Here is a 20,376-nt window from a genome sequence, read left to right on the forward strand (position 1 = left end):
ACCCGTCCTAGGACAGAGCGCAGATAATACCTCTTGATTTTAGTAAGGTCAACATTTTAGAGAATAAATTTTTATTTGTTGTGAAACAAAGGGCTGTACCGATGATACAACACCGTTGCTACCAGGCTTGCGCTCGGGTTAACATATTTAAGAAATGCTATAGAGTCCTTAAGATGAAGAAAAAATTGCTGCCGCTCTTCGATAGCCTGGATCAGCTGGGAAAAAATCAAGATCATGTCATTCTGCCCTCTCCCGATTGCTATGCCGACTTTATGCATACCCTGAATTTTCTAAGAAGCTACTGTGGCAGTCTTGGGACGTTTAACAGTTACCGCCGGGAAGCAGAACGCCTTCTGCAATGGTGCTGGTTAGTCAGACACTGCAGTTTAAAGGAATTAAAGCGAGAGGATATTGAAGCATTTATCCGATTTTGCCAGCATCCGCCGCTGAACTGGATTAGTGTAAAAAAGGTGCCTCGTTTTATTGAAAAAGAAGGCAAGCGCCAGCCCAATGAAGCCTGGCGGCCTTTTGTAGCGACTATCAGTAAAGCAGCCCGCAAACAGGGACAAGCGGTTTCAATTGAGCAATTCTCCCTCTCCCAGGGAGCAATTCAGGAAATATTTGCAATTCTAAGCACCTTGTTCAATTTTCTGATCGCTGAAGAATATATGGTTTCAAATCCAGTTGCGCTAATCCGGCAGAAAAGTAAATTTATTCGCAAAAGACAGCAGAATGCGCCTGTAAGAAGGCTTAGCCTGCTGCAATGGCAGGCAGTATTGGACGCAGCAGAAACATTAGCCGCTGAAGATCCGGAAAAGCACGAACGTACCCGTTTCATTCTGAGTATGCTGTTTGGCATGTATCTACGTATTTCAGAGCTGGCTGCCAGCGAGCGCTGGATTCCCAGCATGAATGATTTTTCAAGAGACAGTAATGGCTTCTGGTGGTTTACTACGATTGGCAAGGGCAATAAGGAGCGCCAAATCGCTGTCAGCGATGCCATGCTTGATAGCCTAAGCCGCTGGCGTCGATTTCTGGGCCTGTCCAATCTGCCTACGGCAGCTGACAACAGCCCTCTGATTCCTAAAATTCGTGGAAATGGCCCAATGACTGACACAGCCCCTCTTCGCCGCCTGGTGCAGACCTGTTTTGATTTGGCGGCTGAGCAGCTGCGCCGCGAAAATTTTATTGAAGAAGCCGATGCACTGAGCACTGCTACAGTGCACTGGCTGAGGCACACCGGGATTTCAGAGGACGTCAAAATTCGTCCGAGAGAACATGTGCGCGATGATGCCGGCCATAGTTCAAGCGCTACGACTGATCGCTATATCGATATTGAGAAAGCGGAGCGCTATCGTTCGGCGAAAAAGAAACTCATTGAGCCCTGTGATTAATTTTTTAGGCCATTACACCCACAACATTTACTTGAGAGGGCACTGAGTAAACTGATTCTGTATTACCTGTATTTGCAGTACCAGTAGTATCTCCCACATTGCAGGCAGGTAAGCCATCGAGTAATACATTGGGCAAGCCTGTCAGCGGCTGGAATATACCCTGAGTTGTTTTCGACTTCACTCCCCCCAACTTCCCCGGCTCATCACCATTGGAAGTCCAGATATAGGTAAGGATGTTACAGCTAGGTGCCATATCGATTAATATATTGGGGACAAAAAGCACGCTGTTAACCCAGGTAGCAATATTGGGAAACGGTGTTGGCTCTTCAGGAGGAACCACGCAAACATCGGTGTTTCCCAGGGTTGTTACCGAGCCCCCCCACATACATGCCATGGTCATTATTTTCACCCAAGATGAATTTGTTTTGCTTTTATTTTTGCATCGTCTTCAGCAATCAAGCTTAGCTCACCGCAATCTACCCGGTAATTCTTTTTTATAATGCTTCGCAAACGCCCCAGTACCTGATGCTCCAAATCCTCTACCCATTGGAAAAGACGAATCGCCTGTAAATTGAATGTATCACAGATTTCCTCAATTGTTTTAGCGAAAAACTTCAAGCGATGAAAATGGAAACTGCATTCATTTCCTTCAAATTTGCTGTGCTGCAAATGAAAACGGGATTGATCGGCATTTAGTGTCAACTCGGTGGCATTCAGGGCGATTAACGGTGCCTTGATTTCAATCGGTTGTTGCAGGCTGATGCTTGATCTGCAATTATTCTTTCTATTTAAAATGGCAAGAATATAAACTTCCTCGTCCCCCAGATAGGCCATTACTTCATCATCAACCAATGGCTCAAATAAACAGGAAAACGCCTGTTTTGCTTTGACAATAGAATTGAGGAAGGAAAACTTTAAATGGAAATGCCCACCCTCGATGAATTTTACAGCCGCAGGGTAAATGCCCCCTGTACCGGCCACTCCCAGAATTTCACTTTCTTTTAACATGTTATTTTCCCTAAATGCCGAAGCCTAAGCCGTCTCTGCATCCCACTGTTCTGCTTTTAATAAATCCGGATTTGTTTTTTTCATATATTCCCCCGACTTGATGTTCCAATTAACCTGATACTCTTTTACAGCATGTAAAGAAGCACCATTCATATCAGCACCGGAAAAACGACAGTTTTTCAATTCGCTATGATCGAAATTTGTAGAATCAAGGCAGGTATTTTCGAAATCCGTATCCTTGATAATCGCAGAATCGAAGGTGGATTTTTTAAGATCGCAATCATTAAAAATGCAATCATCTATGACAGCACCCATGAAATTAACAGTATTTAACTGGGAATCACTGAAATCTATCGCTGTTAGTTTTGTTTCCTGGAATACTGAGGCTGTCAGGTCCATTTTTTCCAATGACAGCTGCCTGATTGTTGCCTGAAAGCAATTTAGATGGCGAATATCAATCGGTTCTAAAATAGCGGCTTTATCAATAGTGGCTTTCATTAGTGAGCAGTGAAAAAAAATACATTGCTTGAATTCTGCGCCCTGAAGTTCTGCGCCAGTCAGGTTGCAAGCGGTCATATCCACTTTTAGAAAACTTCCACGGTCAAACAATGCTTCTGTCGCAGTTGAGCGCGACCATTGGATATTTTGCATTTGCATCGCCAGTAAATGGCATTTTGAAAAGTTACTCTGTCTAAAATCACTATTAGCAAAATGACAATTAACTAATTGGAGACCTTTGAAATCACTCTGCGCAATAATGCTGTCACTAATCGTTAATCCATTGATTTTGCTTTGATTGAATGTAGTATTTTTCCAATTGGAATGAATAATACCCACCTTGTTGAATGAGCAGTGAGTAAATGTATTGACTGTCATTTCAAGCTTCTCGAAAGAAACATTGTCGAAGCTGCAATGTTCGAAAACGGCGGCAAGAAATTTTAAATTTCGAAAAACACAGTTTTTAAATTGGCAGTTTAGAAATATAGGCCGTAAACTATCCAAACCAGTGAACAAAAGACCATCAAACAATTGCGCTTCAATCGTTTTGCGTTCCGATAACGCCTTTTTTATTGCCGCAAGATCCATTATCAGGTTTCCGCCTCATCATAATAACTCTGTTGTTCAAGACAATGCCGTTTTGGTGTGTCCATCAATGTACATGTGTTGAATGTTGCAGCATACAAATTGCAATGGTCAAATTCGGATTCAATGAAACGGCTATTTTGAAAATAGCCCTGAAACAAATTGGTTTTTTTAAAATCTATCCTTTTCATTTCACTATCCAGGATCCTTAGCCGCTTGCCGTTACACTGGACAAATTCAGCATTCAGCCACTGGCTATTCATAATTTGCATGTTTTCCATGTTACAGGCCAGGCAGGAAATATTGTCAAACTGCCCGCCAAGCAAGGCTGAATTATTCAACTCAGTATTGAGGAATTTCGTTTTGCTAATTTGGGTATCCGCATTCGTCCGGCAATTTTTGAGATTGGAATGGGCAATCCGGCTATTGACTATGGTGGTGCCGGCTATGCTTATTTTCTCCATTTGGCAATGTAAAAACCGGCTTTTTTCAAAATGGGACTGGATAAGCTCAAAAGAGTCCATCTGACAGTAATCGAACAGACAATTAGTCAGTTTGCAGTTTTTCATCACGCAGAGCTTAGCGGTTAACTGATTGATGCCCAGGCCTTCAAACTGGCTGTGCCGGCAATCTGAATTAGTGAAATCAGCCTCGGAAAGTTCTACCTGTTCAAAAAAGCAGCGATCAATATGCGAATATTTCATTGCGGCTTTACTCAAATCACAAGCCTTAAATGTACAATCCGTGACAGCCCAGGCTTCAGCTTTTGCTGATACCAATTGAACCTGATTAAATCTGGAATGGCTGATCTTTGCATGAACCAGAGCAGCGTTTGAGAAGTCACAGGCTTCAAATTGGCATTCCAATAACTCAGCTTTAGATAAATTTGCGGACTTGCCTTCCACTTGGCTGAATTGGCAGTTTCTAAAAAGCGCAGCACTCAAATTGGCCGTTACCAGAGTCGTTTTTTCAAGCCTGGCATTCATCAGGGTTGCCTGTTCGAGATTTGCATGGTTGAATTTAGTCTCAACCAGTAGGCAATGACTTAAATTACAACCGCTCAGGTCAATTCCAGAGAGATCCAGGCCAGACAGATCGAGACCTGAGAGATTCTCGTATTTCAGATCAGTTTTATCCTGATACGCTTTAATAATATCCTCTCGGGTGTAAGTTGAAGGGCTGGCTGCCTTCAGGCGGTATTGTGCCATTTTACCGGTTGCATCGAGCATGCGAATTCGTTTTTCTATTAAGTCGGCCTCTTTCAGTAATTTCTGTTTTTCCGAGTCTGGCTTGTCCCCTTTAACAATCTCCTCTTTGTATTTGGCAATATTGCTAAATAATTGTTTGGTCGCCTGCGAAGAGGGTTCAGCCTTATTTAACTTCAACTCTTCTATCATTTGGCTGGAAAAGGATTTGGCTACAGCGATTTGCGCATTGGGAGACAAGCCATTCAGTAGACTCGCTAATTGTATACGAAGTTTCGCTGTATCCGGATCTTCCTCCTTCTGAACGCGTATTTTTTTCAATTGTTCAGCCAGATCAGTGCCTACCCCTAGTTTTGCGGAACTTTTCACGCCGTGAAGAGGCGCTGGAGGGAGTATTTCGATGGGTGGATTTTTTAAGCGAGTTGCATAATACTCAAGAGGCTTTTTAGGTGTATCCAAAAATTCGTGCGCACTGTGTATAAAAGCTGGTTTTTTTCCTGCAGGGCTTAAGGCAATCTGGCCATGCCAAATCAAAATTCCCTTCTCATATTCGGGCATCAACCATACTGTATCCAGCTGAAGCGCTATTTCTTCCAGTTTTGCCTGCTCATCCTGGTGTTTATAAAAGCATCGCATACGCATACCGGGCAGAGAGCCGTTAATTATTTTTTTTCCCGGATGCATATTTTTAATGCTGAAATTTTCATCCCCACTGAAAAAGCCATCGCGTTGCTGATCGGGAAGTGCACGGTTGAAATAAGACCAATCGATATCTTTGGGATAAAAAGGACGTTCCTTTTCGTACCAGTCACGATCAAAAGTCCCCAATTTGGATTTAAACGCCTTCGCATCTAAAGGATAAGGCAAAAGCAAAGCTGGCAACGGTCTGGCTGAGGATTCTGTAACTAAGTGGTTGGGAATTTCAATATTGGGCAACTCATCGTGCCCGGACTTTTGCGAATCAGCATCCCCTTTTCCCTGTGGATTATAGGGATTCTCCTTGCCGCCGAAGGCATTTTCATAAGACAAGGGCATGCTTTCAAATACGGCAGGTTTTGAGGCTTGTCGGACCAGGCCTTTAATTATCCAGTGCCGTTCGCCGAACACCAGTAGCTTTTTTTCCATATCAGCGAGAATGATTTCTACTTCTGATTGCCTTGTTTCGGGATCATAGGCGTAACAGCTGCCTTTTACAAAATATTCAGATCTTAACTTTGGAAGGTAAAAATCCAGCATTTCATCGTCCTGGAAATTCTTTTTGGCGATAGTCCAGAATTCCTGAAAGCTTGAAAAAATCTTGCGTTGATTGAATGAAAACATGGCCATAAGCGTAACAGATAGCATGTCTTTGTTATTATGACGATAAAAAACGGGGATAAGTGTATGAGAAGCATCACGAAGTATTTTCATTGCACTCTTAAAGTTTACTTAATTCCAAGACCATTTTTGAATCAATTCGAGCAACCATGTTCAGAACCTGTTCGAACAAGTCATCGCTGATTTTATTCCTGATTGACTTCATTCCACGATATACCAGACTTAATGCATCCAGGGTCAATACTGAATCCCAGGTTCCCAGTTGATGTTTCTCTATGATTTCCAGAATAAACAATAGATAAGGTTTGATAATCGCCCGGTTGCCAGCCTTTAGCAGCTCTTCACAAATGGCCATATAAGCAGTTAGACGCACCCTCTCAGAGACTGCCTGCTTGTTAATTTGCTCAAGCTGTACAATTTCCTGTTCGATGTTTCTGCGGCTGAAGGTTTTGCCCAGGTTTCGAATCTCATCAATTTGATGCTGTTCGGCAGAGGATAAATGGCTCATTCGATCAGTAAAACTCATCGAACTCGTTGTTCTTAATTCATTCAGCTGATCCTGTGCCCACTCGCTTAAGAACGCGCTGCCATTACTGAATTTTAGTTTTTCAATGCCGGGGAAGCGTTGCAGAAATTGGAGGAGTTCTCGTTTGACCACAGCAAATGCCTTATCGTATTGTTCTCCCAGTTTTTTTAGCATATCGATACTCAGTATTTGCAAATCGAGCCAAAATGGTTCATCGGGAATGACTTCTTCAACAACACGCAGGGTTTCGAGATAATCTTTGCCTTCCTGAATAGTGTTGATTCTTTTAACGCTAAAGAAATCAGGAGCGGCAATAGCAGTTACTCCCTCTTCCACTACAGGAGCTGCGCTTATACTTCCCCAGGCGGCAAGCCGATTCAAATAAAAGGGATATGGGAGCGTCAAATCAGCCCTTATTAATTCACGAGCAGCCCGGGTCAGTATCAGAAATCCTTGTTCCAAAGGCAGATCGTCATCCTGCGGTACTGGCTGCTTTGCAGTTTCTGCAGTTTTACCCTGCTTTTCCTCTTTGGGAGGTTCTGGTATTTTGAAATCCAATTGCCGGAGATATTCATTTAATGCAGCAATTAGCCCAGCGAAGGATTCATGCTCCAATTCATGTCCAGCCAAAAAATTCTTAATGCCGCTTAAGTCATGAATTGATTGTTGTATATCCTTACTATTATCTACTGGCTTTATATATTGGATGTAATTGTAACACTGGGAAGCATACCAATTAAGAAAATTTACTTTTGCATGCTGCCGGTCTTGTGGATGCGAGCTTTCCCAATAATGTTCAACCAGGTAAGCTAAAACCTGGCTGCCAACTTTTAATCCAGGGTACTGGTATTGATGAAAAAGCGCATAAGCCAGATAGCAGGCAACCTGGAAATCTTTAGACTTTTCAATCAGCAGATAAAGCGAATTATTGCAAACAAGATTCCAGTCAATCCCACTGGATTGGCCTGCCCTTGATAGTTTCTGCATTTCATTACGCAGGCGGATGTATCTATCATCATCCTGGCAATTTGCCCCAACTGGATCACTCTCAGTGATGGGCCTGGCTACCAATTTGGCGATTTGATCAAGTTCAAGCATGTCAGGACTCTTGTTCCCAGCAATCGGTAATAATACGGGGCACTTTAACGACTTGCTCCAACTTTACTTTGTCCACCTTAATTTGTTTCAAGGCGGCAAGGTATTGACCAATCTGCCAGGTTACGTCATCCGCACCACTCAAGCTATAGTATACATGGATAGCATTAATTCGATTGGCATGCAGATATTTGGCTTGATCAGGGAACAGGCTTACAGGATAGGTGACAATCCCTTTACTGTAATCCTGTAAGAAGCGTAAAAACCCATCGTTGCCGGAATATTGAATCGTTAAGGTAGCTGCCGGGAAATAAATATCAATTTCAACTGGCCCGCAAGACTCCAGGGTCCATTTACGGATGGTTTTCTGCGATGGATAATTGAAGTTTTCCAGAGAAACCATTTCCTCATTGCACTTGACATTTAACACTGTTTTATAGGGCAAAGCCGTTGAACCTATTTGCAGATTGACCGGTTTTGCCTTGATAGTGATGTCAGTAGGCAATTTCGCATCCAATTCTTTCTTGATTTTTACCAGGCTATTATCGCCGGTATCCATATTTAAACCAGACTTCAGGAATTGTAAGTATTCTATGGACAGAGGGAATTTATGTTTGAGAACATAAACAGGCACAAAGTTATTCCCCACCTGCTTCACAAAGGGTTTGGTGTATTTTTCATGGAAGGCGTAGACCACGCTGGCCTTCCCGAATAATAAATCGTTTAAGTCCTCTCCTTCAATGGTTGCTGTGCGCAAATAGACTTCATCCAGCCATTTTTGCTGAATATAGCAGGAAGCATAACGATTGGTATAATCAATATAGAAATCCAGCGGACCGCGCATCAGCACCCAAAACGGATTGGTATCATCCAGCTGGTCATAATGATCCATAGTGCGACGGATACCCAATAAAGCCTGATAAGCCTGGATAACATTCGACGTGTCCCGGCTCAGGCTGGACTGGCTTTCATATAGGCTCTTGGCGCTGGCAAAGGCTTTCACTGATTGAACGAAGGGTTTCGCATACAATCGTCTTAGCAGCCCCCGATATGTCAAGAAGGCTTTAGCCGCATCAACCTGGTTATCAAAGTTCAACTGATTACTGGCCGCTTTGACTTCTGCAGGCGAGGCATCTTTGGGAACCGGCTGATTGGAGGTTTGAATTGATTGTGAAGGCTGATTTAGCTGCGAAGGCCGTGCATTAAGAACCTCGCCCCATTTAGATAAGGTGTTGGATAACTCTTTAAGCTGAACGCCCTCAGTGCTTTCGTACTGATAATTCAATAATCCGGCAAACTGGTGGATCAATTCAATCCATCTCGGGTTTTTAATGGATAATTTATGCGCAAACTCATTATTAATTCGATCCATTAAACTGAAATAGACTCCATTTGGAGTCATCATACTATCGAAGGTCTGATCCCATTCAAACTGATAGGCAAGGGTTCTTTCGCCGTTTGAGAAATCCAGTGAAAACTGCTGCCATTTGTTAACACGCGTTTCTTCATACCATACCTTGAAATTACTTTCCTGACGGGAAATGTCAATGTAAACAGGCAGTGCAAATTCGATTTGCTCCAACAATTGGTTAATGGCCAAATAGCCTTGGATGGTGAAGGCAGGCTGGACATCATACTCATGAATACTAATACTGCCTGGCCAGAAATCATTCAGGCCAATACTATAGGCGCCAGGTCGAGTATTTCCCCATTCAACCAGCCAATGCAGATTGGAGTTTAAATAATGGGAATCTTCAAGCCAACGCAATAACTTGATTGATTCAAGGCGCAAAGCTTCTTGATTGTTATTCCAATAAACATAATCTTTATATAAAACACCAAAAGCGTTCTGAATATCTTCGGAAATATTGTTGTAGCCTAAATAGCGAATTTCGGGATTGGGCATACTCATTAGTGCTGGCCGGTCAGCACCCCCCAATTTGGCCTGTACAGCATTTACACGAGTCACCATATTCTGTACAAGATAAGCTTTCTCACGATCACTGACCGCCTCGCCCTGGCGCAGCAGGTTTAATATTTTACTATCCAGTATATCCAGGGCATGGGCTTTAAATTGTGTAGCATACAAATCGGCAAAGAAATCATATAGACGGGTTAATCCTCCGCGGTATGGGAGTATTTTGATCTGCCATTGGTTTTTAAACCGATCCACGGCATTCATCAGAATATGGAATTCGTTAAATTCGACCAGATTAGCCTCAAGACTGGTTCCATAAACCTCTTCTGCCGGCAAGAGCTGAACCAAATCGAGCAGACGCTTGGAAGTCTGGGTATAAACATAATATAAATAACCCGCCAAACCCAGACAGGCCAAATACCATAAACCCAGCCTGATATATTCCCTTCGTTGCTGCCTGGCCAGTTCATTTTTCAGCGGCATCATTGGGCACATTAGCCGTTGCTGAATTTTATCAATCAGATCATAGGCGAAAGCCTGGTCTTCAATTCCCTTATTCACAAAAGTCCCGGTCATATACACACCCAGCAAAACCGGGGATTCGCTGTAGGAGGTTGCCGAGAAAAATAGCTCGCTAAAGACGGTATATTGTTCCGTTAAACCCGCAATTGACAAAGGGAACTGATACACTTTGGAATCAAATTGTTTCTCCCGGTTAAACAGGATGATATCAATAACATCCTGAGCGCGCTCACTTAAATATTGTATCGGTTTGCTGGATGAGGAGTTTCGCATCGGATCATCAACGACATATCCCATTGCCTGATTCAGCATGCTTTCAGGAATAACCTGTATGTAGGAATCAAAGCCTTCCAGCTGTTGACATTCTGTAATTATAAAGAGGACTTGCTGACGATAACCTGTGATGTTACTCACCTGATTAATTCTGTCCCTTAATGATCGGGCATAAAAGGATATTTCACCCTTATTACCCCCGGTTAACAGGGACGCTGGTATCTCCACCACTATCTGCTGAATAGCCGGTTGTTTCTTTTTACCTTTTTTTATGGTTTCAAGAAATGCCTGCCATTGACGCTCAATTTTCCTCGGCGTATTGGTCTGTAACAAGGTATCGTCTACATACCACATCACATAATCTTCGAGAATAACTGCTTTATTTCTTTGTAACTCCAGATCTTCGGTGTCGCCGACGTTAAAATGGGTGTGGAGTTTGAAGACATTCATCTGAGAGGCCTGGGGCGTACCGAAGAAAAGGACCCAGGGCATGTGCCAGAACCGTTTGACGCCACCAGCAACATTATTCTGATGGATATAGTTAACGGCATTATAGAGGGTAAGGCTTAATCCGCCAGTCTCTACTTTTTCGCCAACCAGTTTCTGCTTTTCAGTTTTGCGGTTTCGCCACCACTTCTCTATTCCATAACTCATAGAAGTTAATAGATAAAATATAAGCGAAATGCCGATAAAGATCAGTGGACCCATCCAGATGGGGAAATCATGCCCTACCACTAATAGCGTAGAAAGCAGCCCGAAGATTACTAGCGTAATCATCCAGAAAATTGTTTGCCCGATTAACCTCATTTAATCTCTCGGTTATTTGATCATTTGATCATTTGTAAATAATTATCAACAGTGTTATTGATGACAAAGTAAAAGAAGAAATAAATCAGTAACAGGACGGGGATGGGGATGAGCCACAGGAACCATCGTTTCCAGGGAGATCTGCCGGTATACATTTTCCCATCTGCCTTGCATTCATATCCTTCAGGAAAAGCTATAAAGCGCTCCACGTTATCAACCATTTCAGCATCGGGGGTGATATGTTCAAGCGCATATGATTTGTATTTAATTAAATCGGGTTTATCCAAAGGCCTGTGATATTCGCCTCTAAAGCCCAGGGTTAAACAACGATAAAAGATGCGGAACAAATCGACCTGTTTGGGTGGAATCTTGGATAAATAAATAAAAAACTCTTTCCCCGCATCAGTTGTATTGAAAAACTCAGTTTGCAAAAATCGATGCTGCCACTCTTTTTTTCCTTCCCAGCTGGAGTTTTGCACCAGCTCATCAATCCAGGCCACAACAGCAAATAAGGCCGTGTTCACCTGATCTTTATCCAGCGAACCACTGCGGTTGCGAATTTCTTTAATTCGAAACAGGACTTCTTCCCTGAACTCGTTAAAGCTTACCGTAGAAAACTCGCTGTCCTTTAACTCGCTCACATAATGGAATAAATCGTAAAATAATGATTGCAAATTCAATTTAGGCTCCCACCGCAACTATATCGATAACCACATCAATAGGTGCTTTACCCATGTAAAGGGCTACTTTGAGCTCTCGCTCTATTTTTAGCCACATTGAGGATTTATTGTCAATTTTATAATACAAACAGCTTGGCCCGCGCGGTATGCCTTCGGGTGCTGCACTTAATTTAGTAATGGGTACGCCAGGCAATGCGTATTCTATGTAGGTCACAATGTCAGAGTAAGCACAGAGTTTACTCGAATCTTTGACTACCTCAGCCACTTCTTCCTGATTATTTTCAGCATAGATAACCAGATAGTACCGCCGTTCCGGCCGGATGAAGTAGGGCCCAAGGTCTGCATAATAATAGTTATTCTCTTTTATCATGCGGTGAATACGGCCAGGATCAGCGACGATGGTGATGATTAACTTTTGCAGCAATGTGCGCACTGATGAAAAGCAAGCAGTTAAATTCTGATGATTATAATCTGGCAGTATTGTGCTGTTCTGCTCGCTGCTGCTAAACAAATTGACTTCTGTGCTGAAATAACTTAACTCACAGACAATCGTTTCAAGCAAAGTAAACAGCTGCCAGGGATGTACGTCACCTGTTTTCACATATTGCTTCAATACAGGTACATAACGCAGCAAAGAACGTAAAGAAAAAAGGCGGCCGAAATTCGCCTTGTCTATATGGCTGGAATACCAGTCAATAGGCAGCTTAAATTTTTCCAGCTGACTGCAGACCCCCATTAAATTTTCAAGCAGTCCCCGCATACCGCTAAACAGATTTTCAGCCGCGGCCATACTGACGCAGGGCGGAATGTATACCGGGTTGTTTTTGATCTCATTATCAACGCGCCTTAAGTCAGCAACCTGGATTAATGTGTAATTATGAGTGTTTTCCAGTTCCAATTCCCAGAACAATTTGACAACAAATTGCAGTGTTTTGAGCTGCGCCTGCGATTCCTGATGATAGAGATCAGCAGTTTCCACCCCAGAGGCATTGCTGACATAGCGGGTGGTCACTCCCGTTAAATCTTCCAGCTGATTGACTGAGGTTACATTTTTTTTCGATAAGGATAAGTCCTTTACCCCAATATAGACCTTCATGGAATTGGAATTAGCCGGCCAATCTTTTAAAAATGAGCGGGGCAGGAATACCGCATTGGCATCCACTTCAACATATTCCCCTGTTGGCAGGAACAAAGCCATCTTTTCCACTTCAAAACGGCCATTTTTTAATGCCTGACTATTCAGGCTTAATTCAGAAAACCCCCAGAAAAAGGGCGTCACATAACGCATTACCTGATTTAATAAAAACTGCTGATGTAACTCGGAACATTGAAAATGTTGCGGTTGTAAAAAAAGTCCATGCTCCCAATCAACTGCTGTTTTCCAAACCATTTGAGCATTATCCTATTTCAATGATTCATTAGTTGTTTCTTTTGAGGTGCTATCGGTAAAGTTAATGCCTTTCGCACCCAGTACCAAACAAATGGCAATACGTCCCATTTTACGATTCATTTCCCAGAATGTAACAGGCTTCCAGTTCTCAAACACTGGAATTTCGAATACGCGCACGACCTGATTGGGTACCAAATCATAATAACCAGCCACTACAATAATCCGTCTTGCACCGGCCAGCCGGGGGAAGGTGAATACCTTCTTGGTACCGGGTGTAATAAACAGGGTCTGCATATATACTTTTTTGTTCGAATCTGGCTTGCTGTCGGAATTAACAGAGTCATCTGCACTGTCAAGAAGTTTGGCAATCGAATCAGCAGACATCAGTTGTTTTTGGACATCTTCTACCTTTTCAACCTGAATAATAACAAGCTTTAGGGTGTGTTTTTGATCATTGTATAAATTGAGATCCTTGCTAGCCTCAATACGCATCAAAATAGCATTATCCTGGTAAGTATCTGCCAATTGAGGTTGTTTGGTATTGCCTCCCATGGTACAGGCAGTTATCAATAGCACAGAGAGAAAGAATAAATTTTTTAACACCGACATTCCCTATTTATGTATTATTATTTTGCAGGTAATGCTACACAAATCAATGATAACAATAGAATATCTAAAATAGCAAGTAAATGCCTCTGCGTATAGCGCTGTTCTCGATTGTCCGCCATAACGACCAGATTCATGCCCCCCTATTCCATGACTACAATACTATGATTCTTAATCGCCAGACTTAGCACGTTCACTTCTCTGTTCTCGGTCATTGCTTCGAGTATATATTTGGCCAGATGAGGCATTATCTGGGAATGGAGCGTCAATTCAATTTCTCTTGCCCCTAACTCAGGCTCATTATAATGCTCTGCCATGAAATCAATAATTTCATCTTTAAAATGCAGCTTAATGCCATGGGTACTCGCCAACTGCATTTTAAATGCATCCAGTTTCTGACGGGTGATTTCTTTTAGCGTTTCTGCAGATAATCCCCGATAAACCACCACTGTCATTCTGGCAAGCAGCGCGGGCTGGAAATGGGCCGATAAAATAGGCCAAATCAATTTTATCAATTGATCCTGAGGCAAATCCGCGCAACGAAGTATCAGATCGCTGGCCAGATTGCTGGTGAGAAAAATGACCGTATTTTTAAAATTGACTTCTTCACCTTCACCGTCAGTCAGGCTGCCCTTATCAAAAACCTGGTAAAATAAATTCATTACATCCAACGCTGCCTTCTCCACTTCATCGAGAAGGACGACAGAATAAGGACGCTGGCGCACTGCCTCAGTCAGCATTCCGCCCTCGCCAAACCCCACATAACCCGGAGGTGAACCAATTAACCGGCTTAAGGAATGTTTCTCCTGAAATTCCGACATATTAATCGTTGTCAAATATTGACGGCCGCCAAATACTCGCTCGGCAATCGCCAGTGCTGTTTCAGTTTTACCCACTCCGCTTGGCCCCACCAGCAAAAAAACACCAGAGGGTTTATCGACTGAACTCAGGCCTGTTTTAGCTGCTTTTAAGTGTTGGGCAATGGCCTCAACGGCTTCATTCTGCCCTTTTATCTGCTCCTGAAGATTCTTCTCCAGATGAAGAAGTGCTGAATATTCACTCTTCAGTAATTTCCCTAAAGGCACGCCCGTCCAGTCTGAAACGACCCTGGCGACCACTTCCGGTGAGACTTCATAATCAATTAAAGAGTTCATTCTATCATTGATGGATTGAAGCAATTGCTGTTGTTTCTTTTGCAATTCCTTGCTGGGCTTTTTGCCAGACTGCTCAATGTCATGCCGCAATTCCAATAACCGATTAATTAAACCCTGTTCTTCCTCCCAATCCCTTAATAACTGGTCGTGAGCCGATTTCTGCTTTTTAATCCGCTGCTTTAAGTCCTTGAGTTTTTTCTCCCCTACAGCTTGTCCTTGCCTTTTATCCCGAGTTAAGCTGGATAGCTCCTGTTCAAGTGCGGTGATCCGATTTTCCAAAGCACTTGCCTCAGCTGAGTTCGCAGTCAGATTAATCTTTACCCGCGCAGCGGCAGTATCCACTAAATCGATTGCTTTATCAGGTTGCTGACGTCCAAAAATATAGCGTGTGGATAGTTCTGCCGCAGCTTCCAAAGCATCGGTTCGAACACTGACGCCATGGGCTTTTTCATAGATTGGTTGCAGGCCCCGCAAGATCCGGATAGTGTCTTCTATGTCCGGTTGCTGTAATTTGATTAATTGAAACCGCCGGGCCAAAGCCGCATCTTTTTCGAAATATTTTTTATACTCGTGCCAGGTGGTGGCTGCAATGACGGATAACTCGCCGCGTACCAGTGCTGGTTTTAAAATATTGGCCGCATCCAGCCCGCCCTGCTGCTGTCCAGAGCCAATTAAGGTATGTGCTTCATCAATAAATAATATCACTGGAAATTTTGCGGCGCTTACCTCTTTTAAAACTGCTTTAAGACGTCTTTCATATTCCCCCTTAACGCTTGCCCCTGCCTCTAATAAGCCCAAATCCAGGGCAAGAATGGCGGTATTTTTTAGAAAATCAGGCACATTTCCCTTATGGATTTCCAAGGCAAGCCCCTCCGCCAGGGCTGTTTTCCCAACGCCGGGTTCGCCGACAAGAATCGGGTTGTTTTTTCGTCTTCTACCCAGGATATCAATCATCTGCTGAATTTCGCGCTCTCGCCCAAATACGGGATCAATCTGGCCGGCACGCGCTTTTTCGGTCAGATTAATGCAAAACTGCTGTAAAGATTCCCCAAGCCGCGATTGATTCTCCGAAGCTTGTGAAGCTAACTGCGAAGCATCCCTTTCGATTGACTGGGCAGTATCAGTCTGCCAATGGCTCAATAACCCCTCAAAAGGAAGAAGTTGAAACACTTCATTAGCAATATGTGTGGAATAGTAATTGTGCTTTTTAATCAGTGCAAAGAGTAATGAGCTGGAGCGTATTTTTTCCAGGTTCTGCTCCAGGGTAGCAATTAACCAGGCATCCTGAATCCAGTCAAAAACAGAAATTGAAAAGCTGGGTTTACCCAGGTGTCCGGGTTTTAATTTGCCGATACCCGCATGGATATCAAAGCGGATATTGTCGGTTACCAAAGCCTGTTGCTCAAGGATAAGACTGATATCTGAGCGTGGATTGGACAATAGCTCAGTAAGCCAGTGGTCGATGGTCACTTCCCGATGAGTTTTTTGCATACATAAATTGACCGACTGCTCCAGGGTCAACGCCGTATAATCATTGAGCCGCTCTAATAACACCTTTAAATTGACGGTTAGCATAGTTACCTGCCGCTGTTATTGTTAGCAAACACTGGCGCTTAATTTACCAGTCTGTTTTTAGCCAGTATCTTACTGTAAAGGATTCAATTTCTTTTTCAGGTGCAAGCCAGCTGGCCACTCCCAGAGGATACATTGGGGATGATAATTGCATTCCCTGCAGCGAACCTCTGTCAAGAATGACCTCCATCATGTAATGAAATGGTTCGCGCACGTACAACTGAAGCAGCAGCTTCATCAAATGGATATTAGCGCTGTCCATTAAAAATGTGGGGAATACGCTTGCATTCAATGGTCCGATACGAATCAGCACATTATTACTGCTTGCCCTTACTTTACTGCCGAGATAGGCCGTTTCACTCAGCTGATGATTGCTCTCGCCAATGTGACAGCGCTGATCAAAGGGGATAGATTGCATAGCCAGAAAAAAAGATTTTACCTCAATGGGTACGTTGAAATAATCAGTTAAAAAATCGCGAAGCCCATTGAGACTTCTGTGGGTATTGATCCAATGGCCAGAATATTTTAATAGCCGCATGTAATGAGGGATTTTATGCCGTACTTCCTTCAGAGCCAGACCTACCAGACCAAAAATTGCATTTTCAATATCGCGGTTATGATGCTCAATAAACTGTTCAATAATTCTATTTCTGGACCAGACACGATACATCAATTCATATAAGCGCCGATGGATAATATTAAGCAGGTATTTCACTTCACCTATTTCATAAAATTCATCCTGTATTAATTGTTCGGTATAAAAGGTTGGTAATGGAGAAGTGGTGCCAAATAAACTCAGAAACGTAGCCGTAAGAATATATTTATTCTTTTCCTTTTTGATATCTTCGATATCAGTTTCGGGAAAAGCAAGACTTAGCCATGGAATAATATCCAGGCTTGAGGAAATCCCCTGTTTATTCTCCTGCTCAATCTCATGATTGATTAAACGTACTGCCTGATAAAAATTAAACGTTCTCGGTTGGGACAATAACTTTTTAATTATTTCTGGTTCGGATTGTTCAATCTTGGTTTCCATTTCCAGGTCTCTTTAGTACGTGAATTCTTCAGATTCAATTGGGTAAAGGTATTTATTGGTGAATTCTGTGAAAAATAAATGTCCAGGACACAGCCAAACAAATACATGTCGCCAATACTTTTGTAATGATCGGGTTCACATACCAGGGTTATGCTCACTCCGGAAATCATTTCAGCAAGGTAAAGGCGTCTGCTTTTTTGAACTAATATATCCTCTACACCCTGAATTCTGCTCATATTTAAATGATAATTTTCACCTTTTTCATAAAGATAAAGATTAACAATTTGTTTTAAATAGTGTTTATCTAAAATCTGAACAAAATTGAGAGCCAGCAGAGATTGAAAGTTCCAAATCAGGGACTGATCATGTACCGCCGGAATATTAGAGGACGGAGGAATGATATTGGTAAAACTTAAGTTTTCCGGTGATGAATCAGTAAATTGGGTGATATCGCCCTCATCCAAAAGCCTGGTCAAATCGCCATTGGTACAAGTCAAGGTCACCGAAAGTGTTTCATCAACTGGATATTCCTTGCCAAAATCATAGAAAAACCCGAGATAAAGATCGCGGCCATTGCCGCTAATGGCTGGCCGATTATGGATCGTATATTTACTGTTTAAGTCCAGTTCATCATTGAAATTGAGCGCATGATCATAAACAATTTGCCTTTTTTCCCGCTGGCGATAGCCGATAACCTCTTTCACCTCATAAATCTGGTAGTGCTGATCCGCATTGTCGCTGGGGAGCACCCGATATTCCGGTTTTTTATGATCGAGCTGAATCGGATCGGCATGGAATTCGAATAAATTAATAATCGGTACGCTGTGCAATACCAGATTGCCAGTCTCCGGAGGAGTGAACCACACAGGGACATCTTTCAATTCGAAAGCAATCTGAAAACGCAGGGCATCGCTCTCACGGAGCCATTTCTCAAGCCCGGTCAGCTTGAAAAAGAGAAATTTATAAGGTTGATTGATGTACTGGTGCAGAATGCAATGGGTATTATCATCTTTAAACGCCAACGGGTATAAAGGATCGTCCGACTCCAGCGCACACGCAATCAGATTATCAAGCGGCAGGCTGTATTCTTTTTCATTATCTGCGCGCAATAAGATTCGCTTCACATAACGTTGCAGCATATAAAACGTATTACAGGCATCTTCCCAGGGCTGCCTGATAAAAAAACGCAGTTCCTTGCCTGTCCAGTTCTGCAAGGTAACTCCGCAAAGCTGGCAATCGACTTGCAAGAAGCTATCCCCGTGAAGTGATTCTTTAAAAATGATCTGCTCAATGATCACCGGTTCCACTGCAACATCAACCACAGTACGAAAAAGACACTGCGTACCATTAATGGGGATGGAGGCCAGCTCCGTGCCTTTCTTAACCAGAATTGCCTCCCCCAGATTGGGTTTAGGGATAAACTGGATAATCGAAGAACTGGGTAGCGGTTTGGAGTATTGTGAAAAGAAAATCTGCGTCAGGTCATCCACCATGTCCGGCAAATTATCATCCAGCAGGATTTGAATCTGACTGGTTAAGAAAGCTACACCTTCCAGAAGGCGCTCAATATCCGGATCTGTACTCTGTTCCCTGAGCATGGGAGCTATTGCTGGATAAGCAGCAGCAAACTCTTTAGCCAATTTCTTAATTTTGCTTAGTTCAGATTGATAATAATCGAGAATCATGGCTTATCCTTCAGCATGTAAAGCCTTAAAATTATTGGTTTCAGGCACTATAGTCTCACTATTACTCTACCATGACTTGTGAGAATCGTGGTGAAATAAACCGATATTTCTTCGAAAGGTTGTTTTAAAGTGCCGTCAATATGACAGCTGATTAATTGCTTGTCCGGATTGATTGTCAAATTGCTTATCCTGACCTGGGCGACTCTCGGTTCATAGGTTTTAATTAAATGGGACAAATGCTGAACCAGTTCTTCTTTGCGGGCCAGGGAATAATCTTCCACTAAAGCGGGCGATTGTGACAAACCATAATTATCATCAATAAGCACATTTCCCTGACGGGTTGAGAGTATTTGCTCAATGTGTTTCCTGATTGATTCGATTAATATATCCGGTTCGGATTGATCCATGGACTGGGAATCTTTCCTCGACCAGCGTCTTAATCGCTCGGTTAAACGCTCCCCTCTCACTGGATTCTCCTTTGGTTATAAACCCAAGATAGTTGCTGGGCTTTACAGCCCAGCCTACATATTCAAATTCGGCGTACCGCGGTTTGTCCGCGGTATCAACCCTAAGCTTCCCGAGACAGGCGGCTTAAGTTCCAGCTAAACTCATGGCGGTTGAGATTGTCAACTATCTTGAAAGAGGTTGGATGCAAATCAACAATCACCAGAGGACCTGCGACATGCGAATAAACATAGTCCACCTCAAGCACTTTAGCCTGATTCAAAGTAATCAGCACAGCGGCCTGTACTTCGCCATTTGGACCTGCACGCAAACAGTGGATATCGCAGGTACTGACATCCTCCCCGGTAAATATACTTTGGGTTAAAGGCACGATTCCTCCGCCGTCCCAAAGTGTGGTAAGGCGGAAAAATTTTGCATCGGGCACACCAATTAACTGATCCTGAGCGTCAAAACTTCTGGATGTCGATGTTTTGAAATCCACTGCCTGTACCCATTGCTCATAGCCCTTAACAGAACTGTTGCCCTTGACCACGCCAGCCGCAGTAGTTGTTATTCTTGCCATCAGCTTATATTGGGTACGTACCACTTCGCCTTCGGGCAATAAGGGTACGACATTAAGTTCTGGTTGTTGCATAGCCAT

Annotated in this window: 15 protein-coding genes; 1 reads left to right on the forward strand and 14 read right to left on the reverse strand. The window is 42.9% G+C overall.

Going from position 1 to position 20,376, the window contains the following annotated elements:
- The first annotated feature begins 173 nt into the window (after nt 1-173).
- Nucleotides 174-1,394 (forward strand): tyrosine-type recombinase/integrase, encoded by a 1,221-nt coding sequence (locus DYH42_RS11375; RefSeq protein WP_058523575.1) that lies wholly within the window; start codon nt 174-176, stop codon nt 1,392-1,394.
- Between the two features lie 4 nt (nt 1,395-1,398).
- Here the strand turns inward: DYH42_RS11375 and DYH42_RS11380 are convergent, their stop codons facing one another.
- From DYH42_RS11380 to DYH42_RS11445, 14 genes are all read right to left on the reverse strand, one after another.
- Nucleotides 1,399-1,794, reverse strand: coding sequence for a PAAR-like domain-containing protein (locus DYH42_RS11380; RefSeq protein WP_083503117.1), 396 nt, complete (start codon nt 1,792-1,794; stop codon nt 1,399-1,401).
- A 5-nt stretch (nt 1,795-1,799) separates the two neighbouring features.
- Nucleotides 1,800-2,402 (reverse strand): DUF3540 domain-containing protein, encoded by a 603-nt coding sequence (locus DYH42_RS11385; protein ID WP_058523573.1) that lies wholly within the window; start codon nt 2,400-2,402, stop codon nt 1,800-1,802.
- A gap of 24 nt (nt 2,403-2,426) precedes the next feature.
- Complete coding sequence (locus tag DYH42_RS11390; RefSeq protein ID WP_058523572.1) at nt 2,427-3,488, reverse strand: pentapeptide repeat-containing protein; 1,062 nt, start codon at nt 3,486-3,488, stop codon at nt 2,427-2,429.
- A 2-nt stretch (nt 3,489-3,490) separates the two neighbouring features.
- Nucleotides 3,491-6,100, reverse strand: a complete 2,610-nt coding sequence (locus tag DYH42_RS11395) for a DUF2169 domain-containing protein (RefSeq protein ID WP_058523571.1) — start codon at nt 6,098-6,100, stop codon at nt 3,491-3,493.
- A 7-nt stretch (nt 6,101-6,107) separates the two neighbouring features.
- Nucleotides 6,108-7,631: a type VI secretion system protein TssA gene (tssA, locus tag DYH42_RS11400; RefSeq protein WP_058523570.1), complete on the reverse strand. Its 1,524-nt coding sequence runs from the start codon at nt 7,629-7,631 to the stop codon at nt 6,108-6,110.
- A 1-nt stretch (nt 7,632) separates the two neighbouring features.
- Nucleotides 7,633-10,995 carry a type VI secretion protein IcmF/TssM N-terminal domain-containing protein gene (locus DYH42_RS11405; protein WP_162263092.1) on the reverse strand — a complete coding sequence of 1,121 codons (3,363 nt, stop codon included), beginning with the start codon at nt 10,993-10,995 and terminating at the stop codon, nt 7,633-7,635.
- 173 nt (nt 10,996-11,168) lie between these two features.
- Entirely contained in the window at nt 11,169-11,828 is a 660-nt protein-coding gene (locus tag DYH42_RS11410) for a DotU family type IV/VI secretion system protein (protein ID WP_058523568.1), read from the reverse strand.
- Nucleotide 11,829: 1 nt separating this feature from the next.
- Nucleotides 11,830-13,218: a type VI secretion system baseplate subunit TssK gene (gene tssK / locus DYH42_RS11415; RefSeq protein ID WP_058523567.1), complete on the reverse strand. Its 1,389-nt coding sequence runs from the start codon at nt 13,216-13,218 to the stop codon at nt 11,830-11,832.
- A 12-nt stretch (nt 13,219-13,230) separates the two neighbouring features.
- The gene (locus DYH42_RS11420) at nt 13,231-13,821 is read right to left on the reverse strand and encodes a type VI secretion lipoprotein TssJ (protein ID WP_058523566.1); all 591 of its coding nucleotides are present in this window, start codon (nt 13,819-13,821) and stop codon (nt 13,231-13,233) included.
- A gap of 146 nt (nt 13,822-13,967) precedes the next feature.
- Complete coding sequence (gene tssH, locus DYH42_RS11425) at nt 13,968-16,553, reverse strand: type VI secretion system ATPase TssH (RefSeq protein ID WP_058523565.1); 2,586 nt, start codon at nt 16,551-16,553, stop codon at nt 13,968-13,970.
- 43 nt (nt 16,554-16,596) lie between these two features.
- Nucleotides 16,597-17,586: a type VI secretion system baseplate subunit TssG gene (gene tssG, locus DYH42_RS11430; protein ID WP_058523564.1), complete on the reverse strand. Its 990-nt coding sequence runs from the start codon at nt 17,584-17,586 to the stop codon at nt 16,597-16,599.
- Nucleotides 17,550-19,271 (reverse strand): type VI secretion system baseplate subunit TssF, encoded by a 1,722-nt coding sequence (tssF, locus tag DYH42_RS11435; RefSeq protein ID WP_058523563.1) that lies wholly within the window; start codon nt 19,269-19,271, stop codon nt 17,550-17,552. Before tssF ends, tssG begins: the two co-directional genes overlap by 37 nt.
- A 47-nt stretch (nt 19,272-19,318) precedes the next feature.
- Nucleotides 19,319-19,738, reverse strand: a complete 420-nt coding sequence (gene tssE, locus DYH42_RS11440; protein ID WP_058523562.1) for a type VI secretion system baseplate subunit TssE — start codon at nt 19,736-19,738, stop codon at nt 19,319-19,321.
- Nucleotides 19,739-19,839: 101 nt separating this feature from the next.
- The gene (locus DYH42_RS11445) at nt 19,840-20,370 is read right to left on the reverse strand and encodes a type VI secretion system tube protein Hcp (protein WP_058523561.1); all 531 of its coding nucleotides are present in this window, start codon (nt 20,368-20,370) and stop codon (nt 19,840-19,842) included.
- Between the last annotated feature and the right edge of the window lie 6 nt (nt 20,371-20,376).

Source organism: Legionella birminghamensis (assembly GCF_900452515.1).
Lineage (GTDB): Bacteria > Pseudomonadota > Gammaproteobacteria > Legionellales > Legionellaceae > Legionella_C > Legionella_C birminghamensis.